Here is an 18401-nt window from a genome sequence, read left to right as displayed (position 1 = left end):
CATCGACTCGCCGGCAGCCCTGCTGCCACCCGCCCCTGCTGGTGGCGGTCGCGAACCGATCGTGTATTGCTCCTAGCTCCTCCCATGGCCATCCCCCTTGGCCATCCATGCAGCCCGCCCCCCGGGCTGCTTTTTTTCGTCTGGCGAAAAGCCTGCCCTGCTTTGTCTCCACGTTTCAACGGGCATGAAAAAGCCCCGCTTGTGCGGGGCTTTGGGTAACGCCGACTCGCCTCAGGCGGTCAGCGCACGCTGGGCGCGGTCGATCACCTGCTGCAGCTGGCTGGAGTCACGGTAGTGCTCCGGGTAGAGGCGCTGGCTGTGGCAGGCAACACCGTACTCGCTGACGATGGTGAAGCTGAAGCCGCCCTTGCGGGACGGGGCGGTGATCTGGCACTGCAGCGGAGCGAATGCGCGGGTCAGGGTGGTGATGGCGTCTTTGGCCTGATGATGAATGGTCATGTTGTTATGTCCTGCATACAAGCGGCATGGCCGCGTAATAAAACTCCGAATCCGCCGCCCAAATGGGCGCAACGGATGATCCTTATCGGAGTGAATGAATCGGCATTTGGTTCCACCCACGATAGGTGAGCCGACGAAGTACTTCGGGTGCCAGGTTGTAGCCGCGGCAAGGTTCTGGGCCGGCGGCTGTCCTGATCAGACTTCTGGATGGCTGGCCAGGAACGCGGGAACGCCATTGGGCGGGAAGTTGCGTTCAGGTGACCATCGAGGAGACCGGTGCCGTGGTGCGCGGGGACGTCGCGGAGTACAGCTGACCGGACTGACTTACAGCTAGGTACTAGGCGGCGGATCATACGGCATGCTCCGAAGCTTGGCTAGGCCCGGGGGCCCGAGTTTGTTTCCTGATCTTTCCTTTCAACGTTGGCGAGGGCCCAAGGATCAAGCCTTTCGCCGTCTGCCGCCATGGGACAGGTCCTAATGGTGGCAGCGTCCGGGCCATGGTCGTCCACCGCCCGTGACAGATTGATGACGACCGGGTGACGACTCGAATTAAGCGGACGGACGGCCGCCCCGCTCAGCAGGAGGCGTCCCGCTGCGCCGCCAGACGCTGGAGGGTGGCGCTGGGCGGCTCGCCGAAGAGCTTGCGGTACTCGCAGGAGAAACGTCCCAGGTGGGTGAAGCCCCAGGCCATGGCGATGGCGGAGACGTTGCGCGGACTGTGGTCGTCCAGCAGCGCCTGGCGCACCGCCAGCAGCCGATGGCGCTTGAGAAAGGCCATGGGCGACACCCCGAAGTGCCGGCGGAACCCCTCGAACAGCTTGAAGCGCGATACACCGGCAGCGCGCTCGATGTCTTCCAGGCAGAGGTTCTCCCGGGCGTGGGTGCGCATGAAGTCCCGCGCCCGGACCAGGTAATGCGGCAGCTGCGGGGCCTGGCGCGCCTGCAGCTCGTCGCTGTAGCTGTTCGGCTGGGCCAGCAGCAGGCCCTTGATGAAGGCGCTCTCCAGGTCCCGGGAGAACAACCCCTGACCGTAGAGGGCCGCACCCCGTGCCAGCTCATCGGTGAGATGGCGGGCCATGCGCCACCAGGCACCCGTCGCCCCGTCGACCGCGTCCATCTGCGGCTCGAAGTGCAGGGGCTGGACGACGCTGCGCTCCAGCAACGCCTCCAGCACCTCCACCAGCGCCCGTCGCGGGATGGCCACCTGCAGCTTGCGGCAGTTGCCGGCGATGGTCAGCCGCTGGCTCTGGTCGGGCGACAGCACCAGGCCCAGCCCAGGGTCGGAGCGCAGGCGACGGCCGGCGAGGTCCAGCTCCTGCTCGCCGCCCAGGGGCAGGCTGAGGCTGTAGCAGTCGAGGGTGGCCTCCTCGCCGACACCGATGGTGACGTCGGTGCCGTACTCCACATGGCCCAGGGTGATGGCGCTGGTAGGCAGCACGTTGCCACTGTGGTGGAAGCGGATGCGCTCCGGGCGCGTGGCGTCCAGTCGGTGCGGCCCGCAGATGGCCGCCATCCAGGCACGGGCACCCGCCAGATCGAAACGATCGGCGAGCAGGCCCCGGCAACGAGGGGATTCGTTCAGGTTCATCACGCGGCACCCATGAGGGTTTATGGAAGCGCGCTCTGGCGGCGCATTGCCAGGATCAAGGCAAGCACCATGCCACGGCCGTCCCACAGGCCGGAATCGAATCTTTGGGACAGGCTTCTTCAACTTTCCGGATAGACAAAACGGACGGGCACCCTGCCCCACCGCACGAAGCGTTACCCGAGGCTCCCGAGCGTTACCCCACGCCCCGCCGGGGTGCGGATTTTCCGGCGAGTGTTCGCCCACTAAGCGGATAGACCCCCACCCCACCCGCGCCCCCTAATGCGCTCCACCGAATCACCGCCTGGAGCCCCCCATGCCCATCACGACAAGAAGCCTCGACGACTGGAAGGCCTACATCACCGGCTGCCTGGACTTCCGCCCGCACGATGGCGTGTTCCGCATCGCCCGGGACATGTTCACCGAGCCGGCGTTGTTCGAACTGGAGATGGAGCTGATCTTCGAGCGCAACTGGATCTACGCCTGCCACGAGAGCGAGATCGCCAACGCCAACGACTTCATCACCCTGCAGGCCGGCCGCCAGCCACTGATCGTCACCCGCGACGCCAGCGGGCAGTTGCACGCCCTGGTCAACGCCTGCCAGCACCGCGGCGCCACCCTCACCCGTGTCGGCAAGGGCAACCAGTCCACCTTCACCTGCCCCTTCCACGCCTGGTGCTACAAGAACGACGGCCGGCTGCTGAAGGTGAAGGCCCCCGGCGAATATTCCGAATGCTTCGACAAGGCCACCCGTGGCCTGCGCAAGGCCCGCATCGAGAGCTACAAGGGCTTCGTCTTCGTCAGCCTCGACATCCACGGCAGCGACCGCCTGGAGGACTTCCTCGGCGACGCGCGGGTGTTCTTCGACATGATGGTGGCCCAGTCCCCCACCGGTGAACTGGAGGTGCTGCCCGGCCGTTCCAGCTACACCTTCGACGGCAACTGGAAGCTGCAGAACGAGAACGGCCTCGACGGCTACCACGTGAGCACCGTGCACTACAACTACGTGGCCACCGTGCAGCACCGCCAGCAGGTGGACGCCGCACAAGGGACCGCCAGCGCCACCCTCGACTACAGCAAGCTCGGCGCTGGCGATGCCGAGACCGACGACGGCTGGTTCTCCTTCCACAACGGCCACAGCGTGCTGTTCAGCGACATGCCCAACCCCAGCGTGCGCCCCGGCTACGCCAGCGTGATGCCGCGCCTGGTGGAGGCCTACGGCCAGGCCAAGGCGGAGTGGATGATGCACCGCCTGCGCAACCTGAACATCTACCCCAGCCTGTTCTTCATGGACCAGATCAGCTCCCAGTTGCGCATCGTGCGGCCGCTGGCCTGGAACAAGACCGAGATCATCAGCCAGTGCATCGGCGTCAAGGGCGAGTCGGACGCCGACCGCGAAAGCCGCATCCGACAGTTCGAAGACTTCTTCAACGTCTCCGGCATGGGCACCCCCGACGACCTGGTGGAGTTCCGCGAACAGCAGCGTGGTTTCCAGGGGCGCCTGGAACGCTGGAGCGACATCTCCCGCGGGCACCCGCGCTGGGCCACCGGCGCCACCCGCAACAGCGAGATCCTCGGCATCGCCCCGCTGATGACCGGTGTGGAGTGCACCCACGAAGGCCTCTACGTCAACCAGCACCGCCACTGGCAGCGCTTCCTCCTCGACGGGCTGGAACGCAAGGCCCTGCAACCCAAGGAGGTGACCGAATGAACGCGCCGCTGCAGCACCGGATCGAGCAGTTCCTCTACCGCGCCTGCGAGTTGTGCGACGCCCAGGACTGGGACGCCTACCTCGCGCTGTTCGACGAGCAGTGCGAGTTCCACCTGCCGCAGTGGGACTCGGAGCACGTCTACACCCGCGACCCCAAGCGCGAGATGTCGCTGATCTACTACGCCAGCCGCGCCGGCCTGGAAGACCGGGTGTTCCGCATCCGCACCGGCAAGGCCGCATCCACCGTGCCCATGCCCCGCACCCTGCACAGCATCAGCAACGTGCGCGTTGCCGAGCAGGCCGATGGCCAACTGGAGGTGCGGGCCAACTGGCACACCTTGTTCCATCGCCTGGGCGAGAGCGGGCAGTTCTTCGGCCACGTCACCTACCGGCTCAAGCCCCATGGCGACAGCTGGCTGATCACCCGCAAGCACATCCTGTTGCTGAACGACCGGATCAATGCCGTGCTCGACTTCTATCACCTCTGAACCGGACCCACGCCCATGGATCACAAGGTCGCCCTCAGCTTCGCCGACGGCACAACCCAGTTCCTCACCGTGCAGGGCAACGAGCGCCTGCTGGACGCCGCCCTGCGCCACGGCCTCAACATCCCCCTCGACTGCCGCGAAGGCGTCTGCGGCACCTGCAGGGGCCAATGCGAATCCGGCCAGTACCGCCTCGACTACGCCGATGAAGAAGCGCTGTCGGCGGACGAAGTGGCCCGCCGCTACATCCTGGCCTGCCAGACGCTGGTGCAGTCCGACGCCACCTTCCGCTTCGATTTCGACTCCAGCCTGTGCAACGCCGCACCGCTGGTGCGCCGCAACGCACGGGTCATCGCCCTGCAGCAGGTCTCGTCCGCAGCGGCGATCCTGGAAGTCGAGGCGGACGGTGCGCCGCTGGACTACCTCCCCGGGCAGTACGCCCGGCTCCAGGTGCCCGGCACCGAGGCTCACCGGGCCTACTCCTTCGCCAACCGCCCCAACCCGGGCAATCGCCTGCAGTTCCTCATCCGCCTGCTGCCACAGGGGGTGATGAGCGACTACCTGCGCGAACGCTGCCAGGTGGGCGACACCCTGCAACTGGAAGCGCCGCTGGGGGCCTTCTACCTGCGCCAGGTGGAGCGCCCGGTGGTCATGGCCGCTGGAGGGACGGGGCTTTCGGCCTTCCTCGGCATGCTCGACACCCTGGCCGAACAGGGCTGCCAGCAGCCCATCCACCTGCTGCACGGCGTCCGCCAGGCGGCGGACCTCTGCGAACAGTCGCGGATCGAAGGGTATGCCGAGCGGCTGCCCGGCTTTCGCTTCACCCCGGTGGTCAGCGAACCCGGCGAAGCCGACTGGAGGGGTGCGCGGGGCTACGTGCCCGAACACTTGGACGCCGATGCGCTACGGGAACAGGCCTGCGACCTCTATGTGTGCGGGCCACCGCCCATGGTCGACGCGGTCAAGGCTTGGCTGGAGTCCAACGCACTGGGCCAGACCCGGCTGTACCTGGAGAAATTCCTCGACAGCGGCACCTGAGCCGCTAGAGGTAGACCCCGAGGTTCACCATCATCGCCGAGTTGCCCAGCAGCACCAGCTCCCCACCCACCGGGCCCAGGCGGGCCCCGAGGGACGGGATCAGTACTGGCGCCACGCCGAAGCGGTTGAGCGGGATCTTGTCGCGGTACTCGCCGCGGTAACCCTGCAGCAGCCCGCCGGTCACCTTCAGGTAGACCGGCGCCACATCACTGTCGAAACGCTTGCCTACGTAGGCGTACTGGCTGCGCTGGCGAAACGAGTTCCGGAAGGTCGCCCCACCCGCCACCACACCGTCATCGGCCTGGTACTCCAGGCCGATGAGGTTCTGGTGGTTGTTGTGCTCGGGGTCCGGATGGAAGTGGCGGGTGTAGACGCTGGTCTGCAGGTACCAGGCCTCCTCGGCCGCCACCGGCAAGGCCAGCAGCAGCGACAGGCAGAGCGAAGACAGGAGTCCGCGACGGATCATGGCGTTCAGGACCTCGGGTCAGGTAAAGGCCCGACAGCCTGCCTGAACGAAGCTGAACGAGCCCTGTCCAGCGGCGTCTTCCTGCGGCGGGCTTGCTCAGGGATGTCCGATCCTGCCGCCTGGATGAAGGCGCCAGTTCCGCACAAGTACCCAGTCGATACCCGCTGCAGAACGCAAAGCGCAGAGTCACGTTGAAAGCAACGACCTCGGCACCCAGCGGGCCGGGGCCAAGCGCTTTTGCGACCCTACTCACGAAATGCCATCACTGTGCCTGTACGGTTCTTGACCCTCTCGACAGGTCACCTTAGGCTCTCCGCCCTTTCGCATACCCACCCACTCAGACAAGGATGCCTGACACGATGCACCCGCTCGCCCGTCGCCATCACCTCGCTCTCGCCATCACCCTTGCCACCCTGTCTCAGGTGGCAAAGGCCGATACCTTCGACATCACCAATGCGACGCCAGCCACTCTTTCCGGGACCTACGACGGACTGACACTGACGGGCAGTGTGAGCGCTGCTGGCAACCACGTAATTGATGTCACCGGACAGGTCAACGGCAATCTGGTCAACAACGCCGACATGAACATCAACGGCAATGGCCAACTGATCACCAACGGCACGCTCTACCTGCAAAACGGGCGTGTGACAGGGAACATGATCAACAATGGCCAACTGAGCAGCCAGGACACATCAGACGTTAACGTATTTCTGGAAGGGACCATTGGCGGCAGCTTCATCAACAACAGCCTGATCGAGAAAGTCGGTAACCGTGTCCCTGACACTCCCAACCTCGCGGTCAACAATGCCGTGATTACCGGCAACCTGATCAACGCAGGTGCCCTGCGCGCCACCGGCAACGGCGCGATTGCCCTCGAAATGGAAGACAGCACCATAGGCCTGGTGGATAACCAAGGCACGATCTTCGCCGAGGGCACCAACGTAACCGCGTTATCGGTCGGCACCGGCATGACCCTTGGCCCAAACAACCTGCTCAACCACGGCACCCTCGAGGCACGGGGCACCGGCGCCACCGCCGCACGCATCGTCGATGACCATAGGCTGACCAACTACGGCAATGTGCTCTCGGATGACGTAGCCGTCGACATAAGTACCGTCCGCGAGAGTACCTACCATCAAATGAGTGGTCTCACCAGCGGCGTGGTTGCGGTCAAGGGCCAGGGCGACAGCAACCTGTGGCTGCAAGGGGGTGAGATCCGCGGCAACATCACCGGCATCGGTGTTATCGAGATGTTTGTCGGTGATGTCACCCTGGACAGCGCGCTGATCGACGCACGTTACCTGGAAATGAGCGATGGCCGCCTAACATTGGTGCATGCAGGATCTATCCTGACCGGCGATCTCGAGTTGCTGGGTGCCGACCTCAACCTGATGCTGAGCAATGCCACCGACCCCAACACCCCGTTCCTCAACGTCCAGGGACGCGTCGAGGTTGATCGCACGCCAGGCAACGAGAGCCGCATCCTCCTCACCCCCAAACCCAACGACTTCGGCCTGAGCGGTCCGCGCACCTACCAGTTGATTAGGTCTAACACCTGGACCGAAACCCCCAACGCCCCAGAAAGCACCTCCGGCCTGCTGCGCGTCCTCAGCCACAGCTTCGATGGCCAGGTGCTCAGTGCCGAAGTGGAAACCCTCAGCGGTGTTGCCGCCGCCAGCCTGGTGGCCAACCAGGGCGCCTCGCGCCGCGCCCAGCGCGCCCTGGCGAGCTTCTCCGCGCAGATGCCGGCCCTGGCCGCCGATGACCCGGTGTTCCTCAGCCTGGCCGCTGCCGATGCAGCCCGCACCGCCGAGATCGCCGAGCAGCTGGCCCCTGAATCCAACGGTGCCAATACCCTCGCCCCCATCGCCGGCCTGCGCCTGCTGGAGAGCGCCACTCAGCAGCGCCACGAGCCGGCCGGCGACCCGGCACGCGGCCCCCGCGCCTGGGTCAGCCTGCTGGACAACCGTGGGCACACCGGCGAGCGCGACGGTGCCCGTGGCTTCGACCAGGACACCCAGGGCATCGCCCTCGGCCTGGAACAGGCCTTCGGTGACCAAGGCCTGGCAGGCATCGCCTACAGCCACTACCAGGGCAATAGCGACAGCCACACCGGTAACAAGCTGGACACCAAGGGCCACCTGGTCAGCCTCTACGCCCACCAGGGCTGGGGCCCCTACTTCGTGGATGGCAGCCTGTCCATGGGCTGGTTCGAGCACGACAGCCGTCGCTACATCACCGGCACCCGCGCCTCCGGCGACCAGGACGGCCAGCAGTACGGCGCCAGCCTGATCGGCGGCTACCGCCTGGAGCTGGACAGCCTGCTGGTGGAGCCCCGCCTCGGCATGCGCTACACCCGCGTGGAGCTGGACGGCTACCGCGAGCACGGCTCCTCCGCCGCGCTGAAAGTGGAAAGCTCGCGCTATGAAAGCGGCGAAGTCGGCGCCGGCCTGCGGGTGGCCGGCCTGTTCCCCCTGGCCAGCGGCCGCCTCACCCCGGAGGCCTCGCTGATGGCCTGGCACGACGGCATCGGTGACCGCAGCGATACCCAGGCGCGCTTCCTGGTGGGTGGCGATACCTTCACCACCCCGGGCGTCCGCCAGGGCCGCGACACCCTCGAAGCTCGCCTCGGCGTGCGCTACGACCTGGGCGACCTGACCCTCGGTGCCGGCTTCAGCCGCACCCAGCGCAGCGACGCACAGTGGAACAGCGCCGGCCTCACCGCTGCCCTCGCCTTCTGAGCCAACGGCCCGCGCTCAGGCGCGGGCCACCGCTTCCGCCTGGCGGATCTGCTCCGGCGTGGGCCGCACGCCGGTGTAGAGCACGAACTGCTCCACCGCCTGCAGCACGATGACCTCGCCCCCGGTGATCACCCGCTTGCCCAGGGAACGGGCCAGGCGGATCAGCGGCGTCTCCACCGGGATCGCCACCACATCGAAGACCACCTCGGCCGCCGCCACCTGCTCGGCGCCGAACGCCAACTGGCCGGCCTCCGGCCCGCCGTCCATGCCCAGCGGCGTGACGTTCACCAATACCTGCGCCACATGGCCCTCCGCCGAGGGCACCCAGTCGTAGCCACAGGCCTGTGCCAATCCCTGCCCGGCCAACGTGTTGCGAGCCGCCAGGGTGCCCCGGGCGAAGCCGCTGTCGCGCAGGGCGACGGCCACGGCCTTGCCCATCCCACCACTGCCCCGCAGCAGCAGCGTCGAGGTCGGGTCCACGGCATGGCTGCGCACCAGGCTGGCCACGGCCAGGTAGTCGGTGTTGTAGCCCGTCAGGTGGCCCTCGTCGTTGACGATGGTATTCACCGAGCCGATGACCGCCGCCGATGGGTCCAGGGCATCCAGATAGGCGATGCAGGCCTCCTTGAAGGGCATCGACACCGCACAGCCCCGGATGCCCAGTGCCCGCACGCCGCCGATGGCCGCCGGCAGGTCATTGGTGGTGAAGGCCTTGTAGACGTAGTCCAGCTCCAGCAGGTCGTAGAGCGCGTTGTGGAAGCGCGTGCCGAAGTTGCCGGGGCGGCCGGACAACGACATGCACAGCCGGGTGTCCTTGCTGAGGATTCGGGCCATGAAGCCTCCTGTTTCGAGTGAAGCCAGGGCGCCGCGCCCTGAAGCACCGCCCCTGTGGGGCCGGGGCGACGCCCAAATGAAAAGGCCGGAAGCCCCGCGGATCGCTCCGGGAAACCTCCGGCCTCGTTGCGACGACCGTCAGTGGTCGTGCTTGCTGCCGCCACGGCAGGTCGGCGAATCCGGGGCCGCGCCCTGCTGCGCCCACTCCTCGGGGGTGTAGGTGTGCAGGGCCAGGGCGTGGAACTGCCCCATCAGCTCGCCCAGGGCCGCATAGGCCTTCTGGTGGCGGCGCACCGCATTCAACCCGGCGAACACCGGGCTGACGATCACCGCCTTGTAGTGGGTTTCCTGGCCACGGCTGTGCATGTGGCTCTCGTCCAGCACGTCGAGGTGCTGGGGCTCGAGGGCCGCGAAGGCGGCCAGGATACGGTCACGCATGCTCATGGCGGGCTCCGATCACTTCTTCTTCTGATCCTTGGGTGCCAGCTCGTCGTTCATGTCCGACAGCAGCTTGTTCACTTCCGGCACGGCGGATTCCAGGCGGGACTGGGTCAGTTCGGCGGATTGCGCGGTCAGGGACGGCATCTTCTCCAGCACCTTCTTGCCCAGGGGCGATTCGTAGAAGGCGATCAGGTCCTTCAGCTCGGATTCGCTGAAGTTGGTGGTGTAGATCTTCACCAGCTCCGGCTTCAGCTTGTCCCAGCCCACGGCCTTGTCCAGGGCAGCATTGGCCTTGGCCTGGTAGCGCTCCAGGGTGGCCTTCTTGTCGGCCGGCGCGTTGGCCTTCTGGAAGTTCTGGGCAAACATCTGCTGCACCTGGGCGTACACCGGCACGGTCAGCTTGTCGGCATGGGCGAGCTTGAGGAAGCGCTCGGCATTGGCGGCATGGCTGGCGGCATCGGCGAACACCTGGCCACTGGCACAGGCCAGCACGATGGCGGAGCAAACGAGACGGAGCTTGGTCATTGGGGTTCCTTGGTATGAGCGGTACGGGCCGTGCCCGTGGGCGGGCCATTCTGCGCTCAAGCCCGGTGGGGGCTCAAGCCATGGATGCGGCCGTGCATCACGGCCAAACGCGGGTTGGGGGTGCCGTCCGTCCAGGGTCCGGCGCGGGCACTTGCCGGCTGCCAGTGCGCTGGGCATCCTTGCGCCCCACCGATGACAACACCGTGAACGGCACCCCAGCTTGGGCCGCCGTGTGCGCGTAATGTTCCCCGCCCCACGGAAGACAGCTGCCCACAGGGACCCTGAATGACCCGCCCCATCCCGGCCCCCGCCGAACGACAGCCCCTGTGCGACGCCCGTGGCCGCCTGGAGCCATCGGCCATTGGCTGGTCCGAGCGACCGCAGCTGGATTGCGCCATCCCCGGGCACTTCGGCCGGCGCAAGCGCTGGAACCACTGGTGCATCACCACCCCCGGCTGGATGCTCTCCGTCACCCTCGCCGACCTCGACTACATCGGCTACTGCGCCGCCTACTTCCTCGACCTGGAAACCGGCCGCGCCGTGACCCACTCCCAGCTGCGCGCCCTCGCCCACGGCTGCCACCTGCCCGATGTGCCGGTGGCCAGCCACGGCTTCGAGCACCCGCGCCTGCACCTGCAGGTGGATGAACTCCCCGGCCGCGCCCGCATCAGCGTCGCCGTGCCGGACATCGGCGGCCAGCCACTGCAGGCGACCCTCGACGTGCAGCGCCCGGCGCACCTGGACTCGGTCAACCTGGTCGCCCCCTTCGCCAACGGCGGCTTCCACGCCAGCACCCGCCAACTCGGCCTGCCGGTCACCGGCAGCCTGCGCCTGGGTCGCCGGCAGTACCCGTGCATGCCGGGGCACAGCTTCGCCGCCCTCGACTTCGGCCGGGGCGTCTGGCCGCTGAACAGCCACTGGACCCGCGCCGCCTTCGCCACCGTCGGCGGTATCGCCGGCAACTTCGGTGCGGGCTGGACGGACGCCAGCGGCGAGACGGAGAACGCCCTGTGGTTCGGTGGCGAACTGTCGCGCCTCAACGGCCCGGTGCACCTCAGGCAAGGCCCGGAGAACGGCCTGTCCCCCTGGCAGCTGAGCAGCGACTGCGAGCGTGTGCGCCTCACCTTCACCCCGCGCCAGCTGCACCAGGCCAATCCGCGCCTGGGCCCACTCTACGCCGACACACGCCAGTGGTTCGGGCGCTTCGACGGGGTCCTGCTCAGCCCCACGGGCGAGCGCGTGCCCGTAGACAACGCCCTGGGCTGGGTAGGCCATACCCGCGCGCGCTGGTAATCCATCCCCCAGGCGTTGAACCCAAGGGCTCCGGCGCGGCCTAAACTGCGGAAAAACCGAACCTGGAGCCGCGCAATGAGCCGAACCGAAACCGACAGCCTGGGCCCCGTCAGCGTCGCCGAAGACGCCTACTGGGGCGCCCAGACCCAGCGCTCGCTGGAAAACTTCGCCATCGGCGAGGAACGCATGCCCCTTCCCGTGGTGCATGCCCTGGCCCTGGTGAAGAAGGCCGCCGCCCGGGTCAACGGCCGCAATGGCGGCATCAGCCCGGACATCGCCCGCCTGATCGAACAGGCCGCCGACGAAGTCCTCGCCCACCAGCACGACGACCAGTTCCCCCTGGTGGTCTGGCAGACCGGCAGCGGCACCCAGAGCAACATGAACGTCAATGAAGTGATCGCCGGCCGCGCCAACGAACTGGCCGGCGGCCCACGGGGCGGCAAGAGCCCGGTGCACCCCAACGACCACGTCAACCACGCCCAGAGTTCCAACGACAGCTTCCCCACCGCCATGCACATCGCCGTGGCCCAGGCCATCCACCGCGACCTGCTGCCGGCGCTGGCCGAGCTGACCGGCGGCCTGGCCGAGCAGGCCGCGCGTCATGCCCGCCTGGTGAAGACCGGGCGCACCCACCTGATGGACGCCACACCCATCACCTTCGGCCAGGAGCTATCCGCCTTCGTCGCCCAGCTGGACTACGCCGAGCGCGCCATCCGCAATGCCCTGCCAGCGGTCTACCAACTGGCCCAGGGCGGCACCGCCGTCGGCACCGGGCTCAATGCCCCCCACGGTTTCGCCGAAGCCATGGCGGCGGAACTGGCGGCGCTGGCCGGGCTGCCCTTCGTCTCCGCGCCCAACAAATTCGCCGCCCTCGCCGGGCATGAGCCGCTGGTGACCCTCTCCGGCGCGCTCAAGACCCTCGCCGTGGCCCTGATGAAGATCGCCAACGACCTGCGCCTGCTGGGCTCCGGCCCCCGGGGCGGCCTGGCGGAAGTCAGGCTGCCGGCCAACGAGCCGGGCAGCTCGATCATGCCCGGCAAGGTCAACCCGACCCAGTGCGAAGCGCTCTCCATGCTCGCCTGCCAGGTGATCGGCAACGACACCACCATCAGCCTCGCCGCCAGCCACGGGCACCTGCAGCTCAACGTGTTCAAGCCGGTGATCGCCCACAACATCCTGCAGTCCATCCGCCTGCTGGCCGATGGCTCACGCAACTTCCAGCGCCACTGCGTGGCCGGCATGGAGCCCGACGCTGCGCGCATGGCCGAGCACCTGGAGCGCGGCCTGATGCTGGTGACCGCCCTCAATCCGCACATCGGCTACGACAAGGCCGCGCAGATCGCCAAGAAGGCCTACGCCGAAGGCACCACCCTGCGTGAAGCGGCGCTGGCCCTCGGGCTGGTGAGCGAGGCCGACTTCGACGTCTGGGTGCGTCCGGAAACCATGCTGGAGGCCGGCCAGCATGGTTGACTCCGCCAAGCACGGTGCCACCCCGCTGGAAGGCGACGGCAAGCGCATCCTGATGATCCTCGGCTCGCCCAAGGACAACAGCCTGTGCGGCGCCCTGGGCGACGCCTATGCCCAGGGTGCCCGTGGCGAAGGCCATGTGGTGCGGGTGCTGAAGCTCAGCGAGATGGCCTTCGACCCGGTGCTGCGCCAGGGCTACGACCAGAACCAGCCCCTGGAGCCGGACCTGCTCGAAGCCCAGCGGCAGATCCACTGGGCCCAGCACCTGGTGTTCGTCTACCCGGTCTGGTGGGGCGGCGTGCCGGCCCTGCTCAAGGGCTTCCTCGACCGCGTGCTGCTGCCCGGCTTCGCCTTTCGCTACCGGGGCCCGCGCAGCTGGGACAAGCTGCTGCAGGGCCGCACCGCCGACCTGCTGGTGACCCTCGACACGCCGCCCTGGTATTTCCGCTGGGTCTACGGCGCCCCCGGGCACCGGCAGATGAAGCGCACCATCCTCGGCTTCTGCGGCATCCGCACCCGCCACCTGGCAGAGTTCGCCCCGGTGCGCACCTCCACCGAGGAGCAGCGCCAGGCCTGGCTGCGCCGCGCCGAAACCCTGGGCGCCCGCCCCTAGCCGGGCTCCAGCAGTGCCTCGTCCACCGCGTACTTCACCCGTACGCGGTTGCGATAGAGGCACTCGCTGGCCACCAGCCGTCCCTCCTGGCCCTTCTCGCGCACGTCCCGCCAGATCTCGTTGAGGCGCAGCACCTCGCCCCCTTCGCGGATGAAGCGGTGCCCGCGCTGGTAGACGTGGTAGCGGAACGGCCGGGGCGCCGAGCACAGCAGCAGCCCCTCCAACTGGTGCTCGGCCACCTTCAGCGACAGCTGGAAGGCCTGGTCGGTGGGGTTGTGCAGCACCAGGTCGATGTAGTTGTAGAAGATCGCCGCCCCGGAGCCGAACGGCAGCACCCGCCCCTCGTCCGGGAAGGGGTCGAAACTGTGGTTGGCCCGCTCCACCACCCGCAGCGGCGAGTGCAGCGCCATCCAGTGGATCAGGTTGCTCAACTGGCACACCCCGCCGCCAATGCCGGAACGCGCCTCGCCGAACGACAGCTCCATGCCCTCGACGAACCCGCGCCGTGCCGTGGGACGGCCGAGCAACTGGCAGAAGGAGAAATACTCCCCCGGGCCGATCACCACCCCGTCCATGCACGCCACCGCCAGGCGCAGGTTGATCACCTTGTTGTGCTGCAGCGCCAGGTCGCTGTCGCCCAGCCGGCGGATCAGCTTGGAGGTGTGGCGGATGTAGCGGTACGGCAGGCGCGCATCCGCCACCCGCCCCAAGCGCCGGGACGACAGGCGCCAGTAGAGCCCACGCGCCAGGCGCCGCTGCCAGACGCGCAACGCGTAGAGCCAGGGGTGATAGAGGGAAAGCGGTTTGCGCATGGGAAGGGTCCGGGGCCGGGACGCGCATTATGCCGCGCCGCCTGCCCGGTTTCAGGCACCGGGCCACACCCAGGGCCCGTCACCCCAGGTGCAGCGCCCGGTAATGGCTGGGCGCCATGCCCACCACCTTGCGGAACAGGCGGGAGAAGTAATAGGCGTCCTCGTAGCCCAGTTGCTCGGCGATCTGCCGCACCCCCAGGCCGCCCTCGTCCAGCAGGCGGCAGGCGTGGGCCATCTTCAGCTGGATGAAATCCTGGATCGGCGCGTGGCCGGTCAGGGCACGGTAGGTCTTGGCGAAGTGGAAGCGCGAAAGCTTGAACTGCGCCGCCAACTGGTCGAGGTTCAGCTGCTCGTGCAGGTGCGCACGCATCACCGCCTGCACCGCGTCCACGTCCAGCACCCGCCCGGACTTGAGAAAACCCCGCGCCGGCAGCACCGCCAGCGACGTCAGCAGCGCCTGCAACTGGTGGGCCGCATGCACATGGTGCCTGGGGTTCAGGCCCTGCTTGCGCAGCCCCAGCAGCCCGTCGAAGTCCGCCAGCAGGCGCGGCTGGGCACCGATGCGACGCAGGCCCGGTTCGCCGAGAAAGCGCAGGAAATCCGCCGCCAGCTCCCCCTCGAAGTGCACCCAGTAGATGCTCCACGGACGCTGCAGGTCGGCGCCATAGGCGTGCATGCGGCCCTTGGGCAGCACCAGCAGGTCCCCGCCTGCCACGTCGAATCGTCCATCCCCGGTCTCCAGCCAGCCTTGCCCGGCACGGCAGTAAATCAGCAGGTGGTCGTCCGGGGCCAGGCGCAGCATGCGGTGCCCCGCGGCGTCCGGGTAATAGCCCAGCGCCAGCGGGTAGCAGCCGGCTGCCAAGGGGTGGCGGGCCAGCAAGCGACGCAGGCGGGGCGGTGTGATCAGGCGGATGCCGTCGGCCGGCAGCGGCCAGTTGGAGGTTTCCACGGAGCGGCTCATGGTTGTTCTTGTGGTGGCCAGCAATGCCAAGATCGTCCATCCCGGCGCCAAGATCGTCAATCCACAAGCGCCCGGCGCCCCGCTATAAACGGCACACAGAACAACAAAGGGCCCGAGGACGGGCGGAGGCAAGCATGAGCAGGACGATTCCCCAGCTGATCGATGGCCAATGGCGCGAAAGCCGCGCCCGCGAGCTGATCGAAGTCACCGATCCCGCCACCCAGGCCGTGCTGGCCCTGGCGCCCCGCGCCACCGCCGAGGAGATCGAAGCCGCCGTGGCCAGCGCCCGCGACGCCTTCCTCACCTGGCGCGAAGTCCCCGTCCCGGAACGTGCCCGCCTGATGCTGCGCTATCAGCACCTGCTCAAGGAGCACCACGACGAACTGGCCGAGCTGCTGGCCAGCGAAACCGGCAAGACCTTCGCCGACGCCAAGGGCGACGTCTGGCGCGGCATCGAAGTGGCCGAGCACGCGGCCAACGTGGCCAGCCTGATGATGGGCGAGACGGTGGAGAACGTCGCCCGCGAGATCGACACCGCCAGCTGGATCCAGCCCCTGGGCGTGTGCGTCGGCATCACCCCCTTCAACTTCCCGGCGATGATCCCGCTGTGGATGTTTCCCCTGGCCATCGCCTGCGGCAACACCTTCATCCTCAAGCCCTCCGAGCAGGACCCGCTGACCCCCAACCGCCTCGCCGAACTGTTCCTCGAAGCCGGCGCGCCCAAGGGCGTGCTGCAGGTGCTGCACGGCGGCCGCGAACAGGTGGATGCCCTGCTCACCCACCCCGAGGTGCGCGCCATCTCCTTCGTCGGCTCGGTGCCGGTCGGCCAGCACGTGTACCGCACCGGCACCGCGCACATGAAGCGCGTGCAGGCCTTCGCCGGGGCCAAGAACCACATGGTGATCCTCCCCGACGCCAACAAGGAACAGACCCTGAGCAACCTCATCGGCGCCAGCTGCGGCGCCGCCGGCCAGCGCTGCATGGCCATCAGCGTCGCCGTCTTCGTCGGCCAGGCGCGGGAGTGGATCGGCGAACTGGCCGAGCAGATGGCCCAGCTGCGCCCCGGCCACTGGAGCGACCCCCAGGCCGCCTACGGCCCGCTGATCAGCCAGCAGGCCCGCCAGCGCGTGCTGCGGCTGATCGCCGAGGGCAAGGCCGAAGGCGCCGAATGCCTGCTCGACGGCTCCCACTGCGAAGTGCCCGGCTACCCCGACGGCAACTGGCTCGGCCCCACTCTGTTCCGCGGCGTCACCCCGCGCATGGGCCTGTACCGCGAGGAAATCTTCGGCCCGGTGCTGGCCTGCGTGGAGGTGGACACCCTCGACGAGGCCATCGCCCTGGTCAACGCCAGCCCCTACGGCAACGGCACCAGCCTGTTCACCCGCTCCGGCGGCGCCGCGCGGCACTTCCAGCACGCCGTGGAAGTGGGCCAGGTGGGCATCAACGTGCCTATCCCGGTACCGCTGCCGTTCTTCTCCTTCACCGGCTGGAAGGGCTCCTTCTACGGCGACCTGCACGCCTACGGCAAGCAGGCGGTGCGCTTCTACACCGAGACCAAGACCGTCACCACCCGCTGGTTCGACGACAGCCCGGTGAGCGGCCCGAACATGACCATCCAGCTCAAGTGACTCGGACGGGGCTCTGTTAGACGAAAAGAGAATCTCAACCCACCCGGGACCGGCGTAAAAGGTTCCTCCACAACAACAAGGAGGAACCCCCATGCGCCGTTTGACTGCCACCCTGGCCCTCTGGGCCGGGATCACCGCCTGTGCGCAGGCTGCCGAGCCCATCACCCTCGGCCTCAACTACCCGCGCACCGGCTCGTACAAGGAAGAGGGACTGGCCCAGATGCGAGGCGCGTTGCTGGCCATCGACGAGATCAACGCAGCGGGCGGCGTGCTCGGCCGCACCCTGCGGCTGTCCGCCAAGGACACCGCCTCACGCCAGGAAAAGGCCGTGAAGAACGTCGACAAGCTCGCCGACGAAGGCGCCGCCATGCTCTTCGGCGGCGCCTCCAGCGCGGTGGCCATCGCCTCCGGCGAACGGGCCCGCGAGCGCGGCCTGCTGTACTTCGGCACCCTCACCTACTCCAACGACACCACCGGCAAGAACGGCCACCGCTACATGTTCCGCGAGTGCAACAACGCCTGGATGAGCGCCGGCGTGCTGGGCCAGTACCTGAGCAAGACCCTGCCCGGCAAACGCTACTTCTACGTCACCGCCGACTACACCTGGGGGCAGACCACCGAAGCCTCGCTGCGCAAGGCCACCGGCAGCCAGGACAGCGCCGGCCACCCCGGCGTGCGCGTGCCCTTCCCCGGCGCCCGCCTCAGTGACTACCGCGACGCCCTCGCCCAGGCCGCCGCCAGCGACGCCCAGGTGCTGGCCCTGGTGCTGTTCGGCGAAGACCTGGTGCGCGCCATGCGCATCGCCCGCGACCTGGGCCTGACCGAGCGCATGCAGATCGTCGCGCCCAACCTCACCCAGAGCATCGTCGAGCAGGCCGGCCCCGACCTCATGCAGGGTGTGATCGGCACCGAACCCTGGACCTGGCGCGTCCCCGCCCTGGAGAAGTCCGAACGCGGCCAGGCCTTCGTCGAAGCGTTCAAGACCCGCTACGGCATGTACCCCTCCAGCTCCGCCGCCTCGGCCTACAGCATCGTCCAGCAATGGGCCGATGCCGCGCGCCGCAGCAACAGCCTCGACAGCGAGGCCCTGATCAAGGCCCTCGAAGGCCACCGCTACAGCCTCCTCAAGGACGAGCAGCAGTGGCGCGCCTTCGACCACCAGAACCTGCAGACGGTGTACGCCGTCCGGGTCAAGCACCGCGACGAGGTGTTCAAGGACCCGCTCAAGCAGGACTATTTCGAGATCGTCGACCGCCTCGACGCCAGCACCGCGCTTCCCAGCGAAGCCGACTGGCAGGCCGAACGGCGGGCCGCCGGCAAACCCCTGACCCTGCAGTGAGAC

17 protein-coding genes are annotated in these 18401 nt (G+C 67.9%); 9 read left to right on the top strand and 8 right to left on the bottom strand.

Going from position 1 to position 18401, the window contains the following annotated elements:
- Positions 1-231: 231 nt before the first annotated feature.
- Together PotMrB4_RS12400 and PotMrB4_RS12395 are read right to left on the bottom strand one after the other, a co-directional pair.
- Positions 232-459: a hypothetical protein gene (locus tag PotMrB4_RS12400; protein ID WP_044404113.1), complete on the bottom strand. Its 228-nt coding sequence runs from the start codon at positions 457-459 to the stop codon at positions 232-234.
- A gap of 574 nt (positions 460-1033) precedes the next feature.
- A complete protein-coding gene (locus tag PotMrB4_RS12395; protein ID WP_172433435.1) occupies positions 1034-2047 on the bottom strand; it encodes an AraC family transcriptional regulator in 1014 nt (337 codons plus the stop codon).
- A 313-nt stretch (positions 2048-2360) separates the two neighbouring features.
- Between PotMrB4_RS12395 and antA the strand changes: the two genes are divergently transcribed.
- The 3 genes from antA to antC are packed head-to-tail and all read left to right on the top strand — an operon-like array spanning position 2361 to position 5278.
- Complete coding sequence (gene antA / locus PotMrB4_RS12390) at positions 2361-3755, top strand: anthranilate 1,2-dioxygenase large subunit (RefSeq protein ID WP_172433434.1); 1395 nt, start codon at positions 2361-2363, stop codon at positions 3753-3755.
- On the top strand, positions 3752-4243 hold the full coding sequence (gene antB, locus PotMrB4_RS12385; protein ID WP_172433433.1) for an anthranilate 1,2-dioxygenase small subunit: 492 nt from the start codon (positions 3752-3754) through the stop codon (positions 4241-4243). Before antA ends, antB begins: the two co-directional genes overlap by 4 nt.
- A gap of 15 nt (positions 4244-4258) precedes the next feature.
- Positions 4259-5278, top strand: a complete 1020-nt coding sequence (antC, locus tag PotMrB4_RS12380) for an anthranilate 1,2-dioxygenase electron transfer component AntC (protein ID WP_172433432.1) — start codon at positions 4259-4261, stop codon at positions 5276-5278.
- A 4-nt stretch (positions 5279-5282) separates the two neighbouring features.
- Here the strand turns inward: antC and PotMrB4_RS12375 are convergent, their stop codons facing one another.
- Positions 5283-5726 (bottom strand): sn-glycerol-3-phosphate transporter, encoded by a 444-nt coding sequence (locus PotMrB4_RS12375; RefSeq protein WP_074971329.1) that lies wholly within the window; start codon positions 5724-5726, stop codon positions 5283-5285.
- A gap of 377 nt (positions 5727-6103) precedes the next feature.
- Here PotMrB4_RS12375 and PotMrB4_RS12370 point away from each other — a divergent pair, with 377 nt between their 5' ends.
- A complete protein-coding gene (locus PotMrB4_RS12370) occupies positions 6104-8485 on the top strand; it encodes an autotransporter family protein (RefSeq protein ID WP_172433431.1) in 2382 nt (793 codons plus the stop codon).
- A gap of 15 nt (positions 8486-8500) precedes the next feature.
- On the opposite strand, the gene PotMrB4_RS12365 is transcribed toward PotMrB4_RS12370, so the two are convergent.
- The 3 genes from PotMrB4_RS12365 to PotMrB4_RS12355 form a co-directional block, all read right to left on the bottom strand.
- Positions 8501-9319: a shikimate 5-dehydrogenase gene (locus tag PotMrB4_RS12365; RefSeq protein ID WP_172433430.1), complete on the bottom strand. Its 819-nt coding sequence runs from the start codon at positions 9317-9319 to the stop codon at positions 8501-8503.
- A gap of 138 nt (positions 9320-9457) precedes the next feature.
- A complete protein-coding gene (locus tag PotMrB4_RS12360) occupies positions 9458-9763 on the bottom strand; it encodes a BolA family protein (RefSeq protein WP_044406615.1) in 306 nt (101 codons plus the stop codon).
- Positions 9764-9775: 12 nt separating this feature from the next.
- Positions 9776-10285: a DUF2059 domain-containing protein gene (locus PotMrB4_RS12355; RefSeq protein WP_044406612.1), complete on the bottom strand. Its 510-nt coding sequence runs from the start codon at positions 10283-10285 to the stop codon at positions 9776-9778.
- A 285-nt stretch (positions 10286-10570) separates the two neighbouring features.
- Here PotMrB4_RS12355 and PotMrB4_RS12350 point away from each other — a divergent pair, with 285 nt between their 5' ends.
- The 3 genes from PotMrB4_RS12350 (at position 10571) to PotMrB4_RS12340 (ending at position 13658) form a co-directional block, all read left to right on the top strand.
- Positions 10571-11578 (top strand): DUF2804 domain-containing protein, encoded by a 1008-nt coding sequence (locus tag PotMrB4_RS12350; protein WP_142009855.1) that lies wholly within the window; start codon positions 10571-10573, stop codon positions 11576-11578.
- A gap of 75 nt (positions 11579-11653) precedes the next feature.
- Positions 11654-13048: a class II fumarate hydratase gene (locus PotMrB4_RS12345; protein WP_172433429.1), complete on the top strand. Its 1395-nt coding sequence runs from the start codon at positions 11654-11656 to the stop codon at positions 13046-13048.
- Positions 13041-13658, top strand: a complete 618-nt coding sequence (locus tag PotMrB4_RS12340) for an NAD(P)H-dependent oxidoreductase (protein WP_044406603.1) — start codon at positions 13041-13043, stop codon at positions 13656-13658. Before PotMrB4_RS12345 ends, PotMrB4_RS12340 begins: the two co-directional genes overlap by 8 nt.
- Here PotMrB4_RS12340 and PotMrB4_RS12335 read toward each other — a convergent pair.
- Positions 13655-14470, bottom strand: a complete 816-nt coding sequence (locus PotMrB4_RS12335; RefSeq protein ID WP_165678376.1) for a VanW family protein — start codon at positions 14468-14470, stop codon at positions 13655-13657. The genes PotMrB4_RS12340 and PotMrB4_RS12335 overlap by 4 nt on opposite strands.
- A gap of 79 nt (positions 14471-14549) precedes the next feature.
- Positions 14550-15431: an AraC family transcriptional regulator gene (locus PotMrB4_RS12330; RefSeq protein ID WP_172433428.1), complete on the bottom strand. Its 882-nt coding sequence runs from the start codon at positions 15429-15431 to the stop codon at positions 14550-14552.
- Positions 15432-15565: 134 nt separating this feature from the next.
- On the opposite strand from PotMrB4_RS12330, the gene PotMrB4_RS12325 reads away from it, so the two are divergent.
- Positions 15566-17059, top strand: coding sequence for a CoA-acylating methylmalonate-semialdehyde dehydrogenase (locus tag PotMrB4_RS12325; protein WP_044406594.1), 1494 nt, complete (start codon positions 15566-15568; stop codon positions 17057-17059).
- Positions 17060-17150: 91 nt separating this feature from the next.
- Positions 17151-18398 carry an ABC transporter substrate-binding protein gene (locus PotMrB4_RS12320; RefSeq protein WP_172433427.1) on the top strand — a complete coding sequence of 416 codons (1248 nt, stop codon included), beginning with the start codon at positions 17151-17153 and terminating at the stop codon, positions 18396-18398.
- The last annotated feature ends 3 nt before the right edge of the window (positions 18399-18401 follow it).

The organism is Metapseudomonas otitidis, from assembly GCF_011397855.1.
GTDB classification, from domain to species: Bacteria; Pseudomonadota; Gammaproteobacteria; order Pseudomonadales; family Pseudomonadaceae; genus Metapseudomonas; species Metapseudomonas otitidis.
The sequence above is the reverse complement of the archived record's forward strand: the minus strand, read 5'-3'. Positions and strand labels throughout refer to the sequence as shown.